This window comes from Trujillonella humicola, from assembly GCF_046233715.1.
Taxonomy (GTDB): Bacteria; Actinomycetota; Actinomycetes; order Mycobacteriales; family Geodermatophilaceae; genus Trujillonella; species Trujillonella humicola.
In genome coordinates, this window is the sequence record NZ_JBJNRJ010000053.1 from 1 (window position 1) to 21,836 (window position 21,836).

Annotated in this window: 20 protein-coding genes; 3 read left to right on the forward strand and 17 right to left on the reverse strand. The window is 75.6% G+C overall.

Annotated features, from left to right (window positions below; all coding sequences use genetic code 11):
• Window positions 1–270: 270 nt before the first annotated feature.
• The 12 genes from tyrS to pheS all read right to left on the reverse strand — a co-directional run bounded on the left by tyrS (window position 271) and on the right by pheS (window position 14,135).
• Window positions 271–1,557 (reverse strand): tyrosine--tRNA ligase, encoded by a 1,287-nt coding sequence (gene tyrS / locus ACK586_RS20380; RefSeq protein WP_409332338.1) that lies wholly within the window; start codon window positions 1,555–1,557, stop codon window positions 271–273.
• Entirely contained in the window at window positions 1,554–2,285 is a 732-nt protein-coding gene (locus ACK586_RS20385) for a DNA-3-methyladenine glycosylase (protein WP_409332339.1), read from the reverse strand. Before ACK586_RS20385 ends, tyrS begins: the two co-directional genes overlap by 4 nt.
• Before the next feature lie 8 nt (window positions 2,286–2,293).
• The gene (gene argH, locus ACK586_RS20390; RefSeq protein WP_409332340.1) at window positions 2,294–3,736 is read right to left on the reverse strand and encodes an argininosuccinate lyase; all 1,443 of its coding nucleotides are present in this window, start codon (window positions 3,734–3,736) and stop codon (window positions 2,294–2,296) included.
• Complete coding sequence (locus ACK586_RS20395; RefSeq protein ID WP_409332341.1) at window positions 3,733–4,284, reverse strand: arginine repressor; 552 nt, start codon at window positions 4,282–4,284, stop codon at window positions 3,733–3,735. The genes argH and ACK586_RS20395 overlap by 4 nt, the downstream gene beginning before the upstream one ends.
• Before the next feature lie 16 nt (window positions 4,285–4,300).
• Window positions 4,301–5,245: an ornithine carbamoyltransferase gene (gene argF / locus ACK586_RS20400; RefSeq protein WP_409332342.1), complete on the reverse strand. Its 945-nt coding sequence runs from the start codon at window positions 5,243–5,245 to the stop codon at window positions 4,301–4,303.
• Entirely contained in the window at window positions 5,242–6,438 is a 1,197-nt protein-coding gene (locus tag ACK586_RS20405) for an acetylornithine transaminase (RefSeq protein ID WP_409332343.1), read from the reverse strand. The genes argF and ACK586_RS20405 overlap by 4 nt, the downstream gene beginning before the upstream one ends.
• Complete coding sequence (argB, locus tag ACK586_RS20410; protein ID WP_409332344.1) at window positions 6,435–7,469, reverse strand: acetylglutamate kinase; 1,035 nt, start codon at window positions 7,467–7,469, stop codon at window positions 6,435–6,437. Before argB ends, ACK586_RS20405 begins: the two co-directional genes overlap by 4 nt.
• Window positions 7,466–8,617, reverse strand: a complete 1,152-nt coding sequence (gene argJ, locus ACK586_RS20415; RefSeq protein ID WP_409332345.1) for a bifunctional glutamate N-acetyltransferase/amino-acid acetyltransferase ArgJ — start codon at window positions 8,615–8,617, stop codon at window positions 7,466–7,468. The genes argB and argJ overlap by 4 nt, the downstream gene beginning before the upstream one ends.
• Window positions 8,618–8,640: 23 nt before the next feature.
• The gene (argC, locus tag ACK586_RS20420; RefSeq protein ID WP_409332346.1) at window positions 8,641–9,693 is read right to left on the reverse strand and encodes an N-acetyl-gamma-glutamyl-phosphate reductase; all 1,053 of its coding nucleotides are present in this window, start codon (window positions 9,691–9,693) and stop codon (window positions 8,641–8,643) included.
• Between the two features lie 44 nt (window positions 9,694–9,737).
• Window positions 9,738–10,532 carry an SDR family NAD(P)-dependent oxidoreductase gene (locus tag ACK586_RS20425; protein ID WP_409332369.1) on the reverse strand — a complete coding sequence of 265 codons (795 nt, stop codon included), beginning with the start codon at window positions 10,530–10,532 and terminating at the stop codon, window positions 9,738–9,740.
• A 76-nt stretch (window positions 10,533–10,608) separates the two neighbouring features.
• On the reverse strand, window positions 10,609–13,071 hold the full coding sequence (pheT, locus tag ACK586_RS20430) for a phenylalanine--tRNA ligase subunit beta (protein WP_409332347.1): 2,463 nt from the start codon (window positions 13,069–13,071) through the stop codon (window positions 10,609–10,611).
• Window positions 13,068–14,135: a phenylalanine--tRNA ligase subunit alpha gene (gene pheS, locus ACK586_RS20435; protein ID WP_409332348.1), complete on the reverse strand. Its 1,068-nt coding sequence runs from the start codon at window positions 14,133–14,135 to the stop codon at window positions 13,068–13,070. Before pheS ends, pheT begins: the two co-directional genes overlap by 4 nt.
• A 146-nt stretch (window positions 14,136–14,281) precedes the next feature.
• Between pheS and ACK586_RS20440 the strand changes: the two genes are divergently transcribed.
• Both ACK586_RS20440 and ACK586_RS20445 read left to right on the forward strand, forming a co-directional pair.
• Window positions 14,282–15,124: an EamA family transporter gene (locus ACK586_RS20440; protein ID WP_409332349.1), complete on the forward strand. Its 843-nt coding sequence runs from the start codon at window positions 14,282–14,284 to the stop codon at window positions 15,122–15,124.
• A gap of 75 nt (window positions 15,125–15,199) precedes the next feature.
• Window positions 15,200–17,482, forward strand: a complete 2,283-nt coding sequence (locus ACK586_RS20445) for a diguanylate cyclase domain-containing protein (protein WP_409332350.1) — start codon at window positions 15,200–15,202, stop codon at window positions 17,480–17,482.
• Between the two features lie 13 nt (window positions 17,483–17,495).
• On the opposite strand, the gene ACK586_RS20450 is transcribed toward ACK586_RS20445, so the two are convergent.
• Entirely contained in the window at window positions 17,496–18,158 is a 663-nt protein-coding gene (locus ACK586_RS20450; protein ID WP_409332351.1) for a TetR/AcrR family transcriptional regulator, read from the reverse strand.
• A 90-nt stretch (window positions 18,159–18,248) separates the two neighbouring features.
• Between ACK586_RS20450 and ACK586_RS20455 the strand changes: the two genes are divergently transcribed.
• Window positions 18,249–19,184, forward strand: coding sequence for an AurF N-oxygenase family protein (locus ACK586_RS20455; RefSeq protein ID WP_409332352.1), 936 nt, complete (start codon window positions 18,249–18,251; stop codon window positions 19,182–19,184).
• Window positions 19,185–19,229: 45 nt separating this feature from the next.
• Here ACK586_RS20455 and ACK586_RS20460 read toward each other — a convergent pair whose 3' ends face one another.
• The 4 genes from ACK586_RS20460 to infC all read right to left on the reverse strand — a co-directional run bounded on the left by ACK586_RS20460 (window position 19,230) and on the right by infC (window position 21,478).
• Entirely contained in the window at window positions 19,230–20,021 is a 792-nt protein-coding gene (locus ACK586_RS20460; RefSeq protein WP_409332353.1) for a TrmH family RNA methyltransferase, read from the reverse strand.
• A gap of 151 nt (window positions 20,022–20,172) precedes the next feature.
• Complete coding sequence (rplT, locus tag ACK586_RS20465; protein WP_409332354.1) at window positions 20,173–20,562, reverse strand: 50S ribosomal protein L20; 390 nt, start codon at window positions 20,560–20,562, stop codon at window positions 20,173–20,175.
• 35 nt (window positions 20,563–20,597) lie between these two features.
• Window positions 20,598–20,792, reverse strand: coding sequence for a 50S ribosomal protein L35 (gene rpmI, locus ACK586_RS20470; protein WP_409332355.1), 195 nt, complete (start codon window positions 20,790–20,792; stop codon window positions 20,598–20,600).
• 107 nt (window positions 20,793–20,899) lie between these two features.
• Entirely contained in the window at window positions 20,900–21,478 is a 579-nt protein-coding gene (gene infC / locus ACK586_RS20475; protein ID WP_409332370.1) for a translation initiation factor IF-3, read from the reverse strand.
• Between the last annotated feature and the right edge of the window lie 358 nt (window positions 21,479–21,836).

A 21,836-nucleotide genomic window follows, 5' to 3' on the forward strand; every position in this document is an offset into this window, starting at 1 on the left:
GACTTTCGGCACGCTGTTGAGTTCTCAAGGAACGGACGCGCGAAGAACCAGACCCCTGTGCGGGGCCCTCGTCAACTGCGGCTTGTCCCACTGTACGCCGCTGCGGGGCGGCCCTTCCGGGCCCCTCCTCGCGGCCCCTCCCGGGGTCTCGCGCGGCGCAGGGAGAAAGTTACGCGCCCTCGGGAGGCCGTGTCAAACCCGCGGCGGGGTGACGGTCGACACCCGGCCGGAACCGGCGCGTCACCTCGCGTTCACCCGCGAGCGGAGCTCTCAGGGCGTGGAGACCCCACGCTGCACGCCGGCCACGGCACGCTTGCCGCGCCGCAGCACGAGCCACCCACCGGGCAGCCAGGCGCCGTCCCCGGGAACGGCGTCGGCGTCGGTGACCCGCTGGTTGTTGAGGTAGGCGCCGCCCTCCTTCACGGTGCGGCGCGCCTCGGACAGGCTGCCGGCCAGACCGGTCAGCTGGAGCAGCTGCGCGACGGAGGGGACGTCGCCGTCCACCCGGACGCTGCCGGCCTCCTCCAGCGCGGCGCCGAGGATCTCCGGACCGAGAGCGGAGAGCTCCTCCCGGCCGAAGAGGGCACGACCTGCCGCCTCGGCCTGGCGCAGCTCCTCGGCGCCGTGCACCAGCGCCGTGAGCTCTTCGGCCAGTGCGCGCTGCGCCGCCCTGGAGGCGGGGCGCTCGGTGCTCTCCGCCACGAGGGCCGCCACCTCGTCGGCCGGCCGCTCGGAGAACAGCGGGAGCCAGGTGAGCGCGTCGGCGTCGTCGGCGTTGAGCCAGAACTGGAAGAACGCGTACGGGGAGGTGAGCGCCGGGTCGAGCCAGACCGTGCCGCCCTCGCTCTTGCCGAACTTCTCCCCGTCGGACTTGGTGACCAGCCGGGTCGACAGCGCGTGCACGGTGGCGCCCTCGGAGCGGCGCACCAGGTCGATGCCGGCCGTGAGATTGCCCCACTGGTCGGAGCCGCCGCTCTGCAGCGTGCACCCGTGCCGGCGGAACAGCTCGCGGAAGTCGTTGGCCTGCAGGATCTGGTAGCTGAACTCCGTGTAGCTGATGCCCGCCTCGGAGTTGAGCCGGGCCGACACCGCCTCCTTGGCCAGCATCCGGCCGACCCGGAAGTGCTTGCCCAGCTCCCGCAGGAAGTCGATGGCCGACAGCGGCTCGGTCCAGGACAGGTTGTCCACGTAGATCGGCGCACGCAGGCCGTCGCGCTCGGCGGGGAGGTCGAGGAACGGCGCCACCTGGCGGCGGATGCTGTCCACCCAGCCGGCCACGGTGGACCGCTCGTTGAGCTGCCGCTCAGCGGTGGGCCGGGGATCGCCGATCAACCCGGTGGCACCCCCGACGAGCACGATCGGCTGATGCCCGGCCCGTTGCAGGGCGCGCAGCACCATGAACTGGACGAGGTGCCCGACGTGCAGGCTCGGCGCGGTCGGGTCGAAGCCGCAGTAGTAGGTGACGGGTCCGTCGGCGAGGTGCTTGCGCAGCTCGTCCTCGTCGGTGCTCTGGGCGATCAGCCCGCGGCGGTGCAGCTCGTCGATCACGTCCGTCACGGGTCACCATCCTGCCCGGCGTCCCGCCGGCGGCGCGTGCCACCCGCCCGGAAGGGGCTGACCGTGTCGGAGGCGGGATCCCAGAACCGCCAGGGCAGCTCGGTCGCCACGCTGATGCCGACCCGCGGCCCGGCCGCGACCGCGCACGGCCGCTCCCCCGCGTGCAACCGGACCGGCGACCCCGGGTCGAGCAGGTCCGCGCCACGGTCGTCGGGTCCGATCGCCAGCGCCTGCGTCAGCCTGGCCGGCCCGCGCGCCAGGTCGCGCGACGCCCGTGCGGCCGGACGTCGGGCGTGCGCGACCGCCGCCCCCGCGACCACCTCACCGGCGCGCAGCAGCACCGCCGATCCGCGGCCCTCGGGACCGACGACGACGTTGGCGCACCAGTGCACGCCGTAGCTGAAGTACACGTACAGCCGCCCCGGCGGGCCGAACATGATGGCGGCGCGGGGCGTCGGGCCGCGGTGGGCGTGCGAGGCCGGGTCCTCCCCCGCGCCCGAGTACGCCTCCACCTCGGTCAGCCGCAGGGCGACGCGTCCACCGGGCCGGTCGGTGACCACCCAGCAGCCGAGCAGCGCCGGGGCCACCTGGTCGACGGGGCCGAGCAGCTGCTCGGCGGTCAGCAGCGGGCCGGGCTCCACCGGGCCCCGCTCCACCGGGCCCCGCTCCACCGGCCCCCGCTCCACCGGGCCCCGCTCCACCGGGCCCCGCTCCAGCGGGTCGGGCACCGCAGCGCTCAGAGGACCGCCGCCACCGGGGAGGACGCCGACCACTCGGCGTGCTGCCGGGCCAGGTCGGCCAGCTGCGCCAGCTGGCCGGCCACCCGCTCGGGCGCCGTCCCGCCGCGGGCCCTGCGGGCCGCGAGCGCGCCGCGGACCGACAGCACCGAGCGGACGTCGGGGGTCAGCCGCTCGTCGATGCCCGCGAGCTGCTCGTCGTCCAGCTGGTCCAGCTCGAGACCGGCCGACTCGCAGAAGGCCACCATCGCGCCGGAGATCTCGTGCGCCGAGCGGAAGGGCACGCCCTGCCGGACCAGCCACTCGGCGACGTCGGTGGCCAGCGCGAAGCCCTGCGGTGCGGCGGCCTCGAGCACCTCCGGGCGCAACGTCAGGGTGGCGACCATCCCGGTGACCGCGGGCAGCAGGAGCAGCAGCTGCTGCATCGAGTCGAAGACCGGCTCCTTGTCCTCCTGCAGGTCCCGGTCGTAGGCCAGCGGCAGCCCCTTGAGCATGGTGAGCAGGCCGGTCAGGTTGCCCACGAACCGGCCGGACTTGCCGCGGGCCAGCTCGGCGATGTCGGGGTTCTTCTTCTGCGGCATGATCGACGACCCGGTGGCCCAGGCGTCGTCGAGGACGGCCCAGCCGAACTCGGTCGACGTCCACAGCACGACCTCCTCGCCCAGCCGGGACAGGTGGACGCCGATCAGGGCGGCGGCGAAGCAGAACTCCGCGGCGAAGTCCCGGTCGCTGACGCCGTCGATCGAGTTGTCGCAGGCGCGGTCGAAGCCGAGCTCGGCGGCGACGGCGTCGGGGTCCAGCGGCAGGGAGGAGCCGGCGAGCGCGCCGGAGCCGTAGGGGCTGACGGCGGTGCGGCGGTCCCAGTCCCGCAGCCGGTCGACGTCGCGGGCGATCGCGTGCGCGTGGGCCAGCAGCTGGTGGGCGACCAGGACGGGCTGGGCGTGCTGCAGGTGGGTCATGCCCGGAGCGGCGACGTCGGAGTACCGCTCGGCCAACCCGACCAGCGCGTGCTCGAGCGAGGCCAGCTCGCCGACCAGGGCGCGGACGTGGTGGCGCAGGTACAGCCGCAGGTCGGTCGCGATCTGGTCGTTGCGGCTGCGGCCGGCGCGCAGCTTGCCCCCCAGCGGGCCGAGCCTCTCGGTGAGGCCGCGCTCGAGCGCCTCGTGCACGTCCTCGTCGGACTCCTGCGGACCGAAGGTGCCGGTCGCGACCTCCGCCGAGAGCTCGGTGAGGGCGCCGACCATGCGATCGAGCTCCTCGTCGGTGAGCAGGCCGCCGCGGTGCAGCACCCGGGCGTGGGCGCGGGAGCAGGCCAGGTCGAAGGGCGCCAGCGTCCAGTCGAAGTGCGTGGACTTGCTCAGCGCGGCCATCGCCGGCGAGGGCCCGCCGCCGAAGCGGCCGCCCCACAGCCGGGTGTGCGAGGGCTGCGGTTCGGCGGTCACGGGGCGGGCTCCTCAGGGTCGTCGGCGACGAGGTCGGCGTTCAGCTCGGGGTACACGGGCGGGGTGCGCCGGGCCAGCGCGGCGAGCCGCTCGGCCAGCGCCGGGCCGCCGTCGGGCTCGCGGGACACCACCAGGACAGTGTCGTCGCCGGCGATCGTGCCCAGGACGTCGGGGAGGCCGACCTTGTCCAGGGCGGAGGCGAGGAACTGCGCGGCGCCCGGCGGGGTGCGCAGCACGGCGAGGTTGGCGCTGCCTTCCGCATGGGTCAGCAGGTCGGCGAGCAGCCGGGTGAGGCGGGCCGGTGCGGTCTGGGCCGGCCGCAGCGGCGCGTTCTCCGGCGGCAGGACGTAGCTGGCCGGCGCGCCGTCGGACCCGCGCATCTTCACCGCCCCCAGCTCGTCGAGGTCGCGCGACAGCGTCGCCTGGGTGACCTCGATCCCGGCCTGCGCCAGCAGGGCCGCCAGCTGGGTCTGCGACGTGACCGCCCGGGCCTCGATCAGCTCGCGGATCCGCGCCTGCCGGGCGCTGCGGCTCAGCGCGCCGGTCATCGTCGGAGGGACCCCGTCACGCGCGCTCCAGCAACCAGGTGAGGAGGGCCTTCTGCGCGTGCAGCCGGTTCTCCGCCTCGTCCCAGACCACGCTCTGCGGGCCGTCGATGACCGCGGCGGCGATCTCCTTGTCCCGGTAGGCGGGCAGGCAGTGCAGCACGACCGCCTCGGTGGCCGCCCGGGCCAGCGCCTTCTCGTCGACGGCGTACGGCAGGAAGGGGGCGATGCGCTCCTCGTACTCCGACTCCTGGCCCATGGAGACCCACGTGTCGGTGACGAGGACGTCGGCGCCGTCGGCGGCGGCCGCCGGGTCGGCGGTCCACCGCACCGAGCCGCCGGTCTCCGCGGCGATCTCCCCGGCGCGCTCGAGCACCGCCGGGTCGGGCCGGAAGGCCTCCGGCGAGCCGATCCGCACGTGCATGCCGGCGGTGGCGCCACCGAGCAGGTAGGAGTGCGCCATGTTGTTGGCGCCGTCGCCGAGGTAGCTCATGGTCAGGCCGGCCGGCGTCCCCTTGTGCTCGGCGACCGTCTGCAGGTCGGCGAGGATCTGGCAGGGGTGGAACTCGTCGGTCAGCGCGTTGACCACCGGCACCCGGCTCGTCGCGGCCATGGCCTCGATGCGGTCCTGGCCGAAGGTGCGCCAGACGATCGCCGACACCTGGCGGTCGAGCACGCGGGTGGTGTCCTCGATCGGCTCGCCGCGGCCGAGCTGGCTGGCCGCGGCGTCGACGACCAGCGGGTAGCCGCCGAGCTCGGCCACGCCGACGGAGAACGACACCCGGGTGCGGGTGGAGGGCTTGTCGAACAGGACGGCCACCGCCCGCGGCACGCCGTTCGCCGCCCGCAGGGGGGTCGGCGCCGCCTCGGTGTGCCGGGTCCGCTTGAGCTCGGCGGCGAGCGCGAGTACCTCCGCCTGCTCGGCGGGTGACAGGTCGTCGTCCCGGAGGAAGTGGCGGGTCACGAGCCGGCCACCGCAGCGTCGAGCGCCGCCGGCAGGGCGGCGACGAACGCGTCGACCTGCGCGTCGGTCACGACCAGGGACGGCGCCAGCCGGACGACGTCGGGCGCGACGGCGTTGACGAGGAACCCGGCCTCGCGCAGCGCGGCCTCGACCCCGGCCGCGACCGGCGCGGTGAGGACGACGCCGAGCAGCGCACCCCGGCCCCGCACCCCGGACACCACCGGGTGCCCGAGCGACTCGATGCCCGCGGTGAAGCGGTGCTCGAGCTCCTTGGCCCGCTCCAGCAGCCCCTCGTCGCGGATCGTGTCCAGCACCGCGAGCGCGGCGGCCGCGGCGATCGGGTTGCCGCCGAAGGTCGAGCCGTGCGAGCCCGCCGTCATCAGCTCCGCGGCGTCACCGAAGGCGAGCGTCGCGCCGATGGGCAGGCCGCCGCCGAGCGCCTTGGCCAGGGTGATCACGTCGGGGTGCAGGCCGTCGGCCTGGTGCGCGAACCAGTGCCCGGTGCGGCCGATGCCGGTCTGCACCTCGTCCACGGCGAACAGCGCGCCGGCGCCGGCCGCGGTGGACGCGGCCGCGGCGAGGTAGCCGGCCGGTGGGGGCTGCACGCCGCCCTCGCCGAGCATCGGCTCGAGCAGCACCATCGCCGTGGCGTCGGTCACCGCCGCAGCCAGGGCGCCGGCGTCGCCGTAGGGGACGTAGGACACCCCACCGGGCAGCGGGGCGAAGGCAGCGGCCTTCGACGGCTGGCCGGTCAGGGCCAGCGCGCCCATGGTGCGGCCGTGGAACGCGCCCTCCGCGGTGAGCACCTGCGTGCGGCCGGTCAGCCGGCTGAGCTTGAACGCTGCCTCGTTGGCCTCGGCGCCGGAGTTGCAGAAGAAGACCCGGCCCGGCCGGCCGGCCAGCTCCAGCAGCCGCTCGGCCAGGACGACGCCGGGCTCGTGCATGGCCAGGTTGGACACGTGGCCGAGGGTCTGCGCCTGCGTCGTGATGGCGGCCACGACCCGCGGGTGCGCGTGGCCGAGGATCGTCGTAGCGATGCCGCCCAGCAGATCGGTGTACTCGCGGCCGTCGACGTCCCACACCGTGGCGCCCGCGCCGCGGGCGAGCGCGACCGGAGGCGTCCGGTAGTTCCCCATCATCACGGCCGCCCAGCGGGTGGCCAGCTCCTGCGTGTGGGTGCCGGTGTGCGTCACGGTGCTGCCACTCCCTCCTCGGTCGGCTGAGCGGGGACGACCATCGTCCCGGTGCCCTCGGTGGTGAACATCTCCAGCAGCAGGGCGTGCGGGGTGCGCCCGTCGACGACGGTCGCCCGCTTCACCCCGCCCTCGACCGCCCGCAGGCAGGCGGCCATCTTCGGGACCATCCCGGAGTCCAGGTCCGGCAGGATCTCGGCGAGCTCCGCGGCGTCGATCTGCTGCACCAGGGAGCCCCGGTCGGGCCAGTCGGCGTAGAGGCCCTCGACGTCGGTGAGGACGACGAGCTTGACCGCGTCCAGCGCCACGGCGACCGCGGCCGCGGCGGTGTCGGCGTTGACGTTGTGCACCACGCCCTCGGCGTCGGGGGCGACGGTGGCGATCACGGGGATGTGCCCGGACTCCAGCAGCGCCCGCACCGGGGCGGCGTCGACCTCGACGACGTCGCCGACCAGGCCGACGTCCACCGGCTCGCCGTCGACCGTCGCCGTCGTCCGCTCGGCGCGCAGCAGGCCGCCGTCCTCCCCGGACAGGCCCACGGCCAGCGGGCCGTGCTGGTTGATCAGCCCGACCACCTCCGGGGTGACCTGGCCGGTGAGCACCATCCGGACCACCTCGATGGTCTCCTCGGTGGTCACCCGCAGACCGCCGCGGAACTCGCTGGCGATGCCCAGCCGGCCGAGCATCTCGGTGATCTGCGGGCCTCCGCCGTGCACGACGACGGGCAGGATCCCGCACGTCCGCAGGAAGGCCATGTCCTCGGCGAAGGCGCGCCGGCACTCCTCGTCGACCATCGCGTGGCCGCCGTACTTGATCACCACGACGTTGCCGTGGAACTCCTTGAGCCACGGCAACGCCCCGGTGAGGACGGCGACCTTGAGCGCGTCGCCCTCCGGGTCGTACTGGCGCATCTTGCGCGTGGTGCCGATGCGCCGGCGGACGGCGCCCACCTCGGGCGCGTGCTCGTCGACCCGGACGTCCGGGGGCGTCGGGTCCTGGGCGCCGGTGTCCTGGTGGTGGCTGCCGGTCATGTGGAGTACGCCGAGTTCTCGTGCACGTAGGCGATGGACAGGTCGTTGGTCCAGATCGTGGCCTGCTCGCTGCCGGCGGCCAGGTCGACGTCGATGGTGATGGCCCGGCCGGTCAGGTCGACCCCCTCGCGGGGGTCGCCGATCGCGCCGCCGCGGCAGACGGTCACGCCGTTGATCGTCACGTCCACCCGGTCGGCCTCGAAGGCGGCGTCGGTCGTGCCGATCGCGGCGAGCACCCGGCCCCAGTTGGGGTCGTTGCCGAACAGCGCGGTCTTGAGCAGGTTGTTGCGGGCGCAGGCCCGGCCGGCGGTGAGCGCGTCGTCGACCGTGGCCGCGTTGCGGACCGTGATCGCGATGTCCTTGGTGGAGCCCTCGGCGTCGGCGAGCAGCTGCATCGCCAGGTCGGTGCAGACCGCGGTCAGCGCCTCGGTGAGCTCCTCGGCGGTGGGCGTCACCCCGCCGGCGCCGTTGGCCATCACGACCACCGTGTCGTTGGTCGACAGGCACCCGTCGGAGTCGACCCGCTCGAAGGACAGCCTCGTGGCCGTCTCCAGCGCCGGCTGCAGGACGTCGGCGGGCACCGCCGCGTCGGTGGTGAGGACGACGAGCATGGTGGCCAGGCTCGGGGCGAGCATGCCGGCGCCCTTGGCCATGCCCCCCACGGTCCACCCCTCGCCGCCGTGCACCGCGGTCTTGGGCACCGAGTCGGTGGTCATGATCGCGCGGGCGGCGTCCGGTCCGCCGTCGGCTGCCAGCCGGGCCGCGGCCTCGGTCACGCCGGGCAGCAGCCTGTCCATCGGCAGCCGCATGCCGATCAGGCCGGTGCTCGCCACGGCCACGTCGATCGCGCCCAGTCCCAGCGCCGCCGCGGTGTGCTCGGCGGTGGCGTGCGTGTCGGCGAACCCCTCGGGCCCGGTGCAGGCGTTGGCGCCGCCGGAGTTGAGGACGACGGCCCGCAGCCGGCCGGTGGACAGGACCTGCCGGCTCCACTGCACCGGCGCGGCCGGGAAGCGGTTGGTGGTGAAGACGGCGGCTGCGGCGTCGTCCGGCCCGTCGTTGACGACCAGCGCGACGTCGGGGTCGCCGGAGGACTTGAGCCCGGCGGCGACGCCGGCGGCCCGGAAGCCCCGCGCGGCTGTCACACCCACGCCCGGATGGCCACTCCGGCGGGTCACGGCGCGACCCCCACCAGGGGCAGGCCGGTGGTCTCCGGGAGGCCGAGGGCGAGGTTGGCGCACTGGATCGCCGCTCCCCCGGTGCCCTTGGTGAGGTTGTCGACCGCGGCGACGACGATCAATCGCCCAGCCGACGGATCGACCGCGAGCTGGATCGCCACGGTGTTGGCGCCGAGCACCTGCGCGGTGGTCGGCCACTGGCCCTCGGGGAGCAGGTGCACGAACGGCTCGTCGGCGTAGGCCTCGGCGTAGGCGGCCCGGGCGGCGGCCTCCGTGACAGGGCCGTCCACGCCCGGTGCGAGCTTCGCCGAGCAGGTGGCGAGGATGCCCCGGCTCATCGGCACCAGCGTCGGGGTGAAGCTGACCGACACCGGCGAGCCGGCGGCCTGCGACAGCGTCTGCACCATCTCCGGGGTGTGCCGGTGCGCGCCGCCGACGCCGTAGGCGCTGACCGAGCCCATGACCTCGCTGCCGAGCAGGTGCGGCTTGGCCGACTTGCCGGCGCCGCTCGTGCCGCTGGCCGCGACGACCACGACCTCGGGCTCGACCAGGCCGGCGGCCAGGGCCGGCGCCATGGCGAGGGTGACCGAGGTCGGGTAGCAGCCCGGGACGGCGATCCGCCGCGCCCCGGCCAGCTGCTCCCGCCCTCCGGGCAGCTCGGGCAGGCCGTAGGGCCAGCTGCCGGCGTGCTCGCTCCCGTACCAGCGCGCCCATGCCTCGGGGTCGCCCAGCCGGTGGTCGGCGCCGCAGTCGATGACCAGGGTGCCGGCCGGCAGCTGCGCGGCGACCTCGGCGGACTGGCCGTGCGGCAGCGCGAGGACGACGACGTCGTAGCCGGCGAGATCCTCCGGGGCGCTCGGCCGCACCTCCAGGTCGGCGTAGGGCAGCAGGTGCGGCTGCAGCTCACCGAGGCGTCGGCCGGCGCTCGATGCCGCGTGCACCCCGGCCAGCCGGAGGTTGGGGTGCCCGGCCAGGAGCCGGCACACCTCACCCCCCGCGTACCCGGTGGCGCCGGTGACCCCGACCGTCCACGTCCGCGCTGTGCTCACGATGCATGACCATACACGGCCATGCATGACCGTTCATCCGGGTGTCAGCCGAGCGGGTCGGCGTCCCCCCACGGCCGCAGCCGCAGCCGGCGGGCGTCGCCCTGCGGCGCCCGGGCCGCCAGGTCGGCGGGCGTCTCGTTGTTCACGTGCAGGTAGCGACCGCCCCAGGCGTCGACCTCCCCGGCGGCGATCGCCGCGACCATCTGCACGACCCGCTCGACCGGCGTCCAGTCCTCGAAGCCCTGCCACATGGCCATCGACCGGGTCATCGGGGTGTCGACGACGCCGGGCGCCACGTCGAACACGTGCACGTCGGTGCCCTCCAGCGCCCCCTCCAGCGCCTCGGTCATCCGCATGAGGCCGGTCTTGGCGACCGAGTAGGCCGAGTACTGCGGACGGGCGCGCAGGCTCATGCCGCTGGCGAGGTTGACGATCCGGCCGCGGTTGCGCAGCAGCATCCACGGCACGACGGCGCGGGAGAGCAGGTAGCCGCCGCGCAGGTGGCTGGTGACGACGTCCCACCACTGGTCGGGGTCGGTCTCCCACAGCGGCTCCTCGGCCGCGTCGACGGCGCCGGCGTTGTTCACCAGCAGGTCGACCCGGCCGAGCTCACCGGCGACCTGCTCGACGGCGGCGTCCACGGCGGCCCGGTCGGTGACGTCGGCGGCGACGGCCAGCGTGCGGGCGCCGGTCGCGGCGGCGATCTCGTCCATCGCCGTCCGCAGCCGGTCCTCGGTGCGGGCGAGGCCGGCCACCGCCATGCCGCGGGCCGCCAGGCCCTCCGCCAGCGCGCGACCGATGCCCGTGGACGCCCCGGTGACGAGCGCGACGCCGCTCAGGTCTGCGTTCCGGTGAGCGGCCCCGTCCCGAGGCTCGTCGCGAGCGTGCGAGCGATGAGGAGGACGGGGTCCTTCATCACCCACGGAGGGTCGCCCCCGTCCGCTCGCCGACCAGCGCGACCGCACGCCGGCGCACCTCGGCGGCCTCCTCGCCGGTGAGGGTCCGGTCCGGGGCCCGCAGGGTGAGCGCGTACGCCAGCGACCGCTGCCCCTCGGGCACGGGGGCTCCGGTGTAGACGTCGAACAGCCGCACCGACTCCAGCAGCTCCCCCGCGCCGGCACGCAGCGCCCCCTCGACCTCGGCCGCGACCGCCTCGGCGGGGACGACGAACGCCAGGTCGAGCAGGACCGGCGGGAAGGTGGAGATCGGCGGGCCCGACGGCACGGGACGCGCCGGGAGCGCGTCGACGTCCAGCTCCATGGCCACCGTCCGCGCCGGCAGCTCCAGCGCCGCGCACACCCGCGGGTGGAGCTCGCCCGCATGCCCGACCACGGTCTCCCCCACCAGGAGCTCGGCGCAGCGGCCCGGGTGCCAGGGGGCGCGCTCGCCGGCCCGCACGGTCAGCTCCACGCCCGCGGCCGCGGCCACCCGGCGGGCGGCCTCGACGGCGTCGGCCCACTCGGCCGGCCGGCCCGGGCCCCACCAGCCGCGCCGCTCGCGGGAGCCGGTGAGCGCCACGGCCACGTGCCAGGGCTGCTCCGGCACCGCGCCCAGCAGCGCGGCGAGGACGTCGTCGTCGGGCCGCCGGTCCACGCCGGGCAGCGGCGCCGGGGTGCGGCGGGCGCCGGGGAACACCGCGCCGTGCTCGAACAGCGCCAGGTCCCGCTGCCCGCGGGCGAGGTTGCGGCCCAGGGTGGCCAGCAGGCCGGGCAGGAGCGTCGTCCGCAGCGCCGGCTCCTCCTCCGACAGCGGGTTGCGGACCAGCACCGTCCGCCGGCGCTCGTCGTCGGCGGCCAGGCCGAGGGCGTCCAGCGCGCGCTGCCCGACGAACGGGTAGGAGGGCGCCTCGACGTAGCCCGTCTCGGCCAGCGCGCGGCCGATCGCCCGGCGCCGGCGCTGGGTCTCGGTGAGCCCGCCGCCGGGCGGGGCGGTGGGCAGCACCGACGGGACGTCGTCGTAGCCGGCCAGCCGGACGACCTCCTCGACCAGGTCGGCCGGGTCGGTGAGGTCCGGGCGCCAGGACGGCGGGGTGACGCGGAGCGTGTCCCCGGACGCGTCGACCGCGCAGCCGACCGCGGCCAGCAGGTCGACCACCTGGGACTCGGCGTAGGGGACGCCGGCCACGCGGGCCGGGGCGCCGGCGTCCAGCCCGACCACCGGGCGCGGGCCGCGGGTGTCGACGTCCACCAGGGAGCCCACCACGCGGGCGCCGCCGTACTCGGCGAGCAGCGCGGCCGCCCGGGCCAGGGCGACCGCCGTCATCTCCGGGTCGACGCCGCGCTCGAACCGCTTCGCGGCCTCGCTGGGCAGCCGGTGCCGGCGGGCGGTGCGCGCCACCCCGGTGGGCTCCCAGTGCGCGGCCTCGAGGAGGACGGACGTCGTCCCCTCACCGATCTCGGTGGACGCCCCGCCCATGACGGCCGCCAGGCCGATCGGGCCGGTGTCGTCGGTGATCAGCAGGTCGTCGGTGTCCAGCGCGCGGTCGGCGCCGTCGAGGGTGGTCAGCCGCTCCCCCGCCCGCGCCCGGCGGACGACGATCGGGCCCGTCACCGCGTCGCGGTCGAAGGCGTGCATCGGCTGGCCCAGCTCGAGCATCACGTAGTTGGTGACGTCGACGGCCAGCGAGATGCTGCGGACGCCGGACTGCGCGAGCCGCCGGCGCATCCACCACGGGCTGGGCGCGGCCGGGTCGAGGCCCTCCAGCGCGATCATCGAGAACCGGTCGCAGCGGTCGGCGTCCTCGACGCGGACCTGCCAGGCGGGCTCCCCCGACCAGCCCGGCAGCTCCAGCGCGCCGGGGTCGCGCCAGCCGACGCCCAGGCCCGTGCCCATCTCGCGGGCGAGGCCGCGCATCGCCAGGCAGTAGCCGCGGTCGGGGGTGACGGCGAGCTCGATCACCACGTCGTCCAGGCCGACCAGCGGCCCCGCGGGCGTGCCGGGGGCAGGTGCGTCGTCGCCCAGCACGAGGATCCCGGCGTGGTCGTCACCGACCCCGAGCTCGCGGACCGAGCAGATCATCCCCTCGGAGACGTGGTCGTAGGTCGTGCGCGAGGCGATGGCGAAGCCGCCGGGCAGCACGGCGCCGGGCAGCGCGACCACCACGGCGTCCCCGGCGGCGAAGTTCCGGGCGCCGCAGACGATGCCCCGCGCCCCGCCCTCCCCGACGTCCACCTTCGTGTACCGGATCGGCTTCTTGAAGCCGGTCAGCTCCTCGATCTCCAGCACCCGGCCGACGACCAGCGGACCGGTCACCGGCTCCGGGCGGTGGATCTCCTCGACCTCGAGGCCGAGCCGGACGAAGGCGGTGTCGAGGTCCTCGACCGTCGTCCCGGCGGGGACGTCGACGTACTCGGCCAGCCAGCCGATCGGAACTCTCACAGCTCCACCCCGAACGCAGTCGTGAACCGGACGTCGCCCTCGACGATGTCGCGCATGTCGGTGATGCCCGAGCGGAACATCAGGCCCCGCTCGATGCCCAGGCCGAAGGCGAAGCCGCTGTGCTCCTCCGGATCGATGCCGCAGGCGACCAGCACCCGCGGGTTGACCATCCCGCAGCCGCCCCACTCGACCCAGCGCGGGCCGTCGCGGTGCTCGGGGAACCACACGTCGAACTCGGCCGAGGGCTCGGTGAACGGGAAGTACGACGGCCGCCAGCGGGTGATCGCCTCGGCGCCGAACAGGGTGCGGGCGAGGTGGTCGAGCGTGCCGCGCAGGTGCGCCATGGTCAGGCCGCGGTCGACGGCCAGGCCCTCGATCTGGTGGAAGACCGGGGTGTGCGTCGCGTCGAGCTCGTCGGTCCGGTACACCCGCCCGGGCGCCACCACGTAGATCGGCGGGGTGCGCGACAGCATGGTGCGGGCCTGCACCGGGCTGGTGTGCGTGCGCAGCACCAGACCGGAGTCCTCCGGCGCCACGAAGAAGGTGTCCATCATCGTGCGCGCCGGGTGGTCCCGGCCGATGTTGAGCGCGTCGAAGTTCAGCCACTCCGCCTCGAGCTCGGGGCCCTCGGCGATCTCGTAGCCCATGCCGACGAAGACGTCGGCGATCCGCTCGGCGAACGTGGTCAGCGGGTGCCGGGCGCCGCGGGGCACCCGGTCCCAGGGCAGCGTGACGTCGACCCGCTCCTCGGCGAGCACCCGGGCATCGCGCTCGGCCTCCAGCTCGGCGAGCCGCCGCTCGTAGGCCTCGGTGACGGCGACGCGGGCGGCGTTGACCCGCTTGCCCGCGTCGGAGCGGGCGGCCGGGGGAAGCGCGCCCAGCTCGCGGCGGGCCAGCAGCACCGGCGCCCGGTCGCCGAGGTGGACCGGGCGGACCGCGGCCAGCCCGGGCAGGTCGGCGGCCGCGCCGAACGCCTCGACCGCGGCGTCGACCGCGGCGTCGAGGGCCTCGGCGGACAGCGCGGCGACCTGCTTGGGGTCGTAGGGGTCGTTGGCGCCAGACACGGCAGGCCATTCTGCCCGGCACCGGCCCGCCGACGCGCGTGGGTTCCCGGTACCCGCGCGCGGAGCCGGTCGACGAGATCTGCACAGTGGCCACCATCGGGCGCCGACGGCGACCACTGTGCAGATCTCGTCGAGGGAGGAGCGACGTGGCGGTCGTCCTGGCGCTGGCGTCGGCGGTCGTCTACGGGACGGCGGACTTCCTCGGCGGGCTGGCCAGCCGGCGCGCCACCGTCCCGGCCGTCGTCGCCCTCTCCCAGGCCGCCGGGCTGGTCGCCCTGCTGCTGCTCCTGCCGTGGCTGGGCGGGCCGGTGACCGGCGCCGACCTGCTGTGGGGCGCCGGGGCCGGAGTGGCCGGGGCGACCGGGCTGCTGGTCTTCTTCCGCGCCCTGGCCGGCGGGGTGATGAGCGTCGTGGCGCCGACGACGGCGGTCACCGCCGCCGCCGTCCCGGTCCTCGTCGGTGTCGCCACCGGCGACCGGATCGGTGTGCCCGCCGGCCTCGGCATCCTCCTGGCGCTGGTCGCCGTCGCGCTGGTGTCGGCGGAGGAGGGCCTGGACGCGCTGCGCGCGGCGCGCCCCGCCGCCCTGCTGCCCGCGCTGCTGGCCGGCCTGGCCTTCGGCTGCTTCTTCGTGCTGCTCGACCGGACCGGCGAGGACTCCGGGCTGACCCCGCTGGTGACCGCCCGGGTGGCGTCGATCGGGCTGGTCGTGCTCGTCGCCGCGGCCGGCCGCCGCCCGCTGCGACCGCCCCGCGCCGCGCTGCCGCTGGTGCTGGTCTCCGGGGTCCTGGACATGGCCGCCAACGCCCTGTTCCTCCTGGCCACCCAGGCCCCCGGCCAGCTCGCCGTCACCGGGGTGCTGGCCTCGCTGTACCCGGTGAGCACCGTCGTCCTGGCCCAGGTGGTGCTGCGCGAGCGGCTGGCCCCCGCCCAGGTGGCCGGCCTCGCTGCCGCCGCGGTCGCCGTCGTGCTCATCACCGCCCCCGGCTGACCCGTCTCCCCCGCACGGGTGGGGCACCGGCCCGCCCGGGTGTCGGAACGGCCCGGCGCGGCCGATGCACCGACCGTGGATCTCACCTCGACGCTCACGCTCGCGACCGCCGGCGACCTCAGCGACACCCTGGACGCCGTCCTGGCCTCCGGCGGGGTCCGCAGCGTCTTCCAGCCGATCGTCGAGATCGACACCGGCCGGGTGGTCGCCTACGAGGCGCTCGCCCGCGGGCCGCGGGGGCCGCTGGAGCGCCCCGACCAGCTCTTCGGCGCGGCCCGTGCCGCCTCCCGGCTGGCCGAGCTGGACCAGGCCTGCCGGACCGCCGCCCTGCGCGGGGCCGTCGAGCAGGGCCTGACGGCGCCGCTGACGCTGTTCGTGAACGTCGAGCCCGAGGTGCTCGACCACGCGCCGATGGAGACCCTCCTGGGCCTCGCGACCTCGGCCCCCGGCGGGCTGCGGGTGGTCCTGGAGATCACCGAGCGGGCCCTGGCCGCCCGCCCCGCCGAGCTGCTGCGGACCGTGGCGCGGGTGCGGTCGGCGGGCTGGGGCGTCGCGGTGGACGACGTCGGCGCCGAGGAGATGTCGCTGGCCTTCATGCCGCTGCTGCGCCCGGACGTGGTCAAGCTCGACCTGCGCCTGGTGCAGGAGCGCCCCGGCCCGGACGTCGCGGAGATCATGAACGCCGTCAACGCCTACGCCGAGCGCACCGGCGCAGTGGTGCTGGCCGAGGGCATCGAGCACGAGCAGCACCTGGCCATGGCCCGCGGCCTGGGCGCCACCCTCGGGCAGGGCTGGTTCTTCGGCCGCCCGGCCGCCGACCCCGGGACCGGCCGGGAGACCGGTGAGCTGGCGCTGCCCGCTCCCGTGGACGCCGTCGTCGCCGACGCGACGGTCTCGCCCTTCGCCTGCCTGCCCGAGGGGACGCCGCTGCGCCTGGCACCCAAGGGGCTGCTCATCGAGCTGTCCAAGCAGCTCGAGCGCGAGGCGATGCGGATGGGCCGGACCTGCGTCGTGGCCGCCGCCTTCCAGGAGGCCCGCCACTTCACCCCGTCGACCACCCAGCGCTACCGCGACCTGGTCGAGCGCACCGGCTTCGTCTGCGCCCTCGGCGAGGGCATGCCCGAGGAGCCGCTGCCCGGCCTGCGCGGCACCACCCTCGCCGACGGCGACCCGGTCCGCGGCGAGTGGGACGTCACCGTGCTCAGCCCGCACTTCAGCGCCGCGCTGCTCGCCCGCGACCTCGGCGACACCGGCCCCGAGCGCGAGCGCCGGTTCGAGTACGCGCTGACCTACGACCGCGACACGGTGGTGCGCGCGACGTCGTCCCTGCTGGCCCGGGTGGCCCCGCGCGTGGGACCGGCTCCGGCTGCGGTCCGCCCCGCGCCGCCCACCGCGGCCGTGGCGGTGGCCCGGGCCGCCGCCACGGGCGCGCCCGCCGGCGAGGCCCTGCTGCTGGAGGCCCTCGGCGCCACGCCGAGCGGCGTGGCCGTGGCCGACCTGCGGCTGCCCGACCAGCCGCTGGTCTACGTCAACCCCGCCTTCGAGCGGCTCGCCGGACTGCCGCGCGAGCAGCTGCTCGGCCGCAACTGCCGCTTCCTGCAGGACCCCGACACCGACCCGGGCGCCATCGGCCGGATCCGCGCCGCCATCGCGGCCGGCGAGGAGTGCCGGGAGACCGTGCTCAACGTGCGCGGGCCGGAGCGCACCCCGTGGTGGAACGAGCTGCACCTGGCACCGGTCCGCGACGCCTCCGGCACCGTCGTCCAGTACATCGGCGTGCAGGTCGACGTGACCGCGCGCGTGGAGGCCGAGCGCGCCCTGATGCAGGAGCGCGACCGGACCCGGGCGGCCATGGCCCGCATCGAGGAGCTCGCCGCCACCGACCCGCTGACCGGGCTGGCCAACCGGCGCCGGCTGCAGGAGCAGGTCGAGACGGCGCTGTGGGACGCCCGCGCCCGCGGCGAGTCCCTCGCGCTGCTCTTCCTCGACCTCGACGGCTTCAAGGCGGTCAACGACCGGTTCGGCCACGCCGCGGGCGACGAGCTGCTGCAGGAGGTGGCGACCCGGCTGCGGCAGCGGCTGCGCCGCCGTGACCTGGTGGCCCGGCTGGGCGGGGACGAGTTCCTCGTCGCACTGCCCGGCCTGTCCGGCGACGGCGGGGCCGCGGCCGAGGCGCGCCGGGTGGCCGACGACCTCACCGAGGCCGTGAGGCGTCCGGTCGACGTGCACGGGGCCCCCGTCTTCGTCGGCGCCAGCGTGGGCGTCGCGGTGGCGCCGGAGGACGGCGACGAGTTCGCCGCCCTGCTGCACCGGGCCGACCTGCGGATGTACGAGGCCAAGCCGGTCCTCACCCGCTGACGCCCGGCGCGGGTCAGGCGGGCGGGGGCAGCAGGGCAGCGAGCCCGCCGTGGGCCAGGTCGGTCAGCTGCCCGGCCAGCTCGGCCGCGGGCACGGTGCGCGTGTCGGCCCACCAGTGCGCGGCGAGCTGGACCATGCCGACGACGCCGTAGGCCCACGTCATCGCCCCGCCGGTGGGGCGGCCGGCCGCGGCGAGCCGCTCGGTCATCAGCACGCCCAGCGCCTCGGCGACCTGCCGTTCCGTGGCGGCGACGAGGTCGGCGCGGCCGGACCGGCCGGCCTGGGCGTAGGCGAAGCGGTACAGCTCCGGCTCGTCCTCGATGAGCTGCACGAACGCCCGGATCACGGCGTGCAGCCGGGCGCGGTCGTTCCCGCGCTCCAGCGCCAGCTCACCGAGCAGCCGGGGCAGCAGCAGGTCGTCGGCGATCCGCTCCAGGACCGCGTCGACCAGCTCGTCCTTGTCGCCGAAGTACCGGTAGATGACGGTCTTGGACACGCCGGCGGCACGGGCGACGTCGTCGACGGCGAAGTCCGGCCCGGCCGCGCGCACCGCGGTCAGCGCCGCGCCCACCAGCTCCGCCCGGCGCTCGCGGCGGTGCTCGGTCCAGCGCGCCCGCCGTCCGTCCGGGGCGGGGCGGTCCCCTGCCGCCCGGCGGCTCTCCGTGGTCCTCGGCACGCCGTCATCCTCCCCCATGAATTGCATGTGTCTATCAGTTACAGCTACCGTCGGACACAGCATCACCGACCCGCCTCGGAGGAGTGCCCGATGACCGCCACCGCCCCCGTCGCCGCGCCCGGCTCCGCGACCCGGACGCCCACCCGCGCCACCGACCGCCAGGAGCTGTCCACCCGGCTGCTCGGGTCGGCGGCCAAGCGGTCCTACGACCCCACGGTCGACGTCGACTGGTCGGCACCGATCCCCGAGGACCTCTACGGTCTCTCGCCGGAGTGGTCCTCCCTGTACGGCACGCCGCTGTGGGAGGGGCTGACCGAGCGGCAGCGGGTCACGCTGACCATCCACGAGTACTGCTCGATCTCGGGCGTCGGCATCTGGTTCGAGGGCCTGCTCATGCAACTGGTGCTCAAGGACGTGTACGGCGACGACCCGTCCCAGCCGCACGTGCAGTGGGCGCTGACCGAGATCGCCGACGAGTGCCGGCACTCGGTGATGTTCGCCCGGACGGCGCAGGCGTTCGGGGCGCCGTCCTACCAGCCCCCGCCGTCGATCCTGCGGCTCGGCAAGGCCTTCGTGGCGCGCGGCTCGGGCCCGTCGGCCTACGCGGCGATCCTGGTCGCCGAGGAGATCCTCGACATCTTCCAGCGCGACCTCATGCGCGACGAGCGGGTGCAGCCGCTGACCCGGCGGACCAGCGAGATCCACGTCGTCGAGGAGGCGCGGCACATGCGCTTCGCCCGCGACGAGATCTCCCGGCGCACGCCGCGGCTGGGCTTCCTGGCGCTGCGGCGGCACCGGACGCTGGTGGCCTCCGTGGCCGCGATCGTGGCCGACAACCTCGTGCAGCCGCAGGTGTACGCCTCGGTCGGCCTGGACCCGGCGGAGGCCAAGGCGGTGGCGCGGGCCAATCCGCACCACCGCGCCAAGCTGCGCGACGCCGCCTCCGGCCTGGTGGCGTTCCTCCGCGAGGTCGGCCTGATCGGCGGGCCCTCGGAGCTGCTCTGGAAGCGCGCCGGCCTCTCGTAGGCGCGGAGGAGATCCGGAGGCGTGACGCCCACGGATCTCCTCCGCTCACCCCTGGGCGAGCTGGGTGGCGTAGAGGCAGATCGCGGCGGCGGCGGCGAGGTTGAGGCTCTCGGCCCGGCCGCGCATGGGGATCCGCACCCGCGCGTCGGCCAGCGCGGCCAGGTCGGCGGGGACGCCGCGGGCCTCGTTGCCGAACAGCCACAGCACCGGCCCGGCCGGCGCCCGGCCGAGGGCGTCCAGCGATGCCTCGCCCCCGCCGTCGGCGGCCAGCACGGTCACCCCGGCCGCCTGCAGCGCCGGGACCAGCCCGGCCAGCGGCGTCCCCCGGACGACGTCCACGTGGAAGAGGCTCCCGGCGCTGGACCGCACCGCCTTGCCACCGTAGGGGTCGGCCGACCCGGCGCCGAAGACGACCGCCCCGGCGCCGCACGCGTCGGCGGTGCGCAGCACCGTGCCGGCGTTACCCGGGTCGGCGAGCTCCGCCAGGGCGACCGACAGCCGCGGCGGGGCGGCCACGAGCGCATCGGCCGGGATGTCGCGCAGCGCGCAGACCGCGACCAGGCCCTGCGGCGTGACGGTCTCCGAGAGCCCCGCGGCCGCCTTCTCGGTCACCAGCCGCACCGGGACGCCGGCGCCGGTCAGCAGCTCCCGGTGCGCGGCCGCGGCGGCCTCGGTGGCGAACACCTCGCGGACGCCGTCCGGGCCGGTGGCCAGCGCCTCGGACACCGCCTGCCGCCCCTCGGCGAGGAACAGCCCGGCGGCGTCCCGGCCGGCCCGGCGGGTCAGCTTGCGGGCCGCGGCGACCCGCCCGGAGCGCTCGGTCAGCAGCTCGGTCATGACGCCTCCTCCCGGTGGGCAGACGGCGACGCCGCCGGCGCCGACCCCGGAGGGCCGGTCACCGACGGCGTCAGGTGACGTGCTGGAACGGCCACGCTGCGGGGGCCCTCCGCCTGCGCTCGCGAGGCGTGGGGGGCAGCGTGGTCCTCCGTCAGGCGGCCTGGGCCCCGGTCGCCTCGGGGTTCGCGGCGAGCGCGGCCCGGGCGGCCTCGACGAGCGCGGTGAAGGCGGCCGGCTCGTTGACGGCCAGCTCGGCCAGCACACGACGGTCGAGCTCGATGCCGGCCAGCTTGAGGCCCTGCATGAACCGGTTGTAGGTCATGTCGTTCTGGCGGGCCGCGGCGTTGATGCGGGTGATCCACAGCTTGCGGAAGTCACCCTTGCGCACCTTGCGGTCGCGGTAGTTGTAGGTGGCCGAGTGGAGGATCTGCTCCTTGGCCTTGCGGTACAGGCGGGACCGCTGACCCCGGTAGCCGCTGGCGGCCTCGAGGGTCGTCCGGCGCTTCTTCTGGGCGTTGACCGCCCGCTTCACGCGTGCCACGTGAGAGCTCCTGTCTTCTCGTTACGGGAGGGCGGTCAGATGCCCAGCAGCTTCTTGAGGTTCTTCGCGTCGGACGGCGAGACGACCTGGTCCCGGTCCAGCCGGCGCTTGCGCTGACCCGACTTGTGCTCGAACTTGTGCTGGTTGTTGGCCTGCTCGCGCATGAGCTTGCCGCCGCCCGTCACGCGCACCCGCTTGGCGGTGCCCTTGTGGGTCTTCTGCTTCGGCATGTCCTCGCCTGTCTGTGCTCGTGAGCGTGGTCGTCGTCGTCGTGCGTGGGCGTGCGGCAGCACGGGGCTGCCGCACGCACCCGCTGGTCTCGGTGGTGCGCAGGGCCTCAGGCGCTGGGCGCCTGCTCGGCCTCCTGCTCCCCCTTCGCCGGCCGCGCCTTGCCCTGCTGGGCCTGGGCGTTCCGGTGCGGGGCGATCACCATGACCATGTTGCGGCCGTCCTGCTTCGGGTTGGACTCGACGACGCCCAGTTCGGACACGTCGGCGGCCAGCCGCTGCAGCAGGCGGTACCCCATCTCCGGGCGCGACTGCTCGCGGCCGCGGAACATCACGGTGATCTTGACCTTGTCGCCGCCCCGGAGGAAGCGCTCGACGTGGCCCTTCTTGGTCTCGTAGTCGTGCGGGTCGATCTTGAGGCGCAGCCGCATCTCCTTGATGACGGTGAGCGCCTGGTTCCGCCGGGCCTCGCGGGCCTTCTGGGCGGACTCGTACTTGAACTTCCCGTAGTCCATGAGCTTGGCGACGGGCGGCCGGGCCATGGGCGCGACCTCGACGAGGTCGAGCTCGGAGTCCTGGGCCAGGCGCAGCGCCTCGCCGATCGACACGATGCCGACCTGCTCGCCCTCGGGTCCGACGAGACGGACCTCGGGGACCCGGATGCGGTCGTTGATACGGGGCTCGGTGATGGCCTCTCCTCTGCTTCAGCCTGGGAGGGGCTCGCTGTCCGACCACCGGACGCCGGCAGTCAGAAGGCCCCGCGAGCGATCGCTCGGCGGGGCCCACTGGCCGGTGGCGCACCCACCCCTGGCGGGGTGGTGCGCGTCGCGGGAACCGGCACGGGGCCGGCTCTCGCGAACCGGGGACCTGGGCACCTCGACGGCGCCAGGTGGGAGCGGGCTCCTCTTGGTCAGCGGCCCGGGGCGGGGCCGCTGGGTGGTTCACGCGCCTCGTGTAGCGGGGAGGCACGCCCATGCTACAGCGTCGTCGACGGACAGGACATTCCCTCCCCGGAACGCGCGGTGGTGGCCCCGTCCGGAGGCTCGT

What these genes read in the sequence shown, in the direction of transcription:
- ACK586_RS20395 (WP_409332341.1), bottom strand. Translation starts at nt 4,284, where the DNA reads ATGACCGGCGCGCTGAGCCGCAGCGCCCGGCAGGCGCGGATCCGCGAG.
- argB (WP_409332344.1), bottom strand. Translation starts at nt 7,469, where the DNA reads ATGACCGGCAGCCACCACCAGGACACCGGCGCCCAGGACCCGACGCCC.
- ACK586_RS20455 (WP_409332352.1), top strand. Translation starts at nt 18,249, where the DNA reads ATGACCGCCACCGCCCCCGTCGCCGCGCCCGGCTCCGCGACCCGGACG.
- ACK586_RS20460 (WP_409332353.1), bottom strand. Translation starts at nt 20,021, where the DNA reads ATGACCGAGCTGCTGACCGAGCGCTCCGGGCGGGTCGCCGCGGCCCGC.
- rpmI (WP_409332355.1), bottom strand. Translation starts at nt 20,792, where the DNA reads ATGCCGAAGCAGAAGACCCACAAGGGCACCGCCAAGCGGGTGCGCGTG.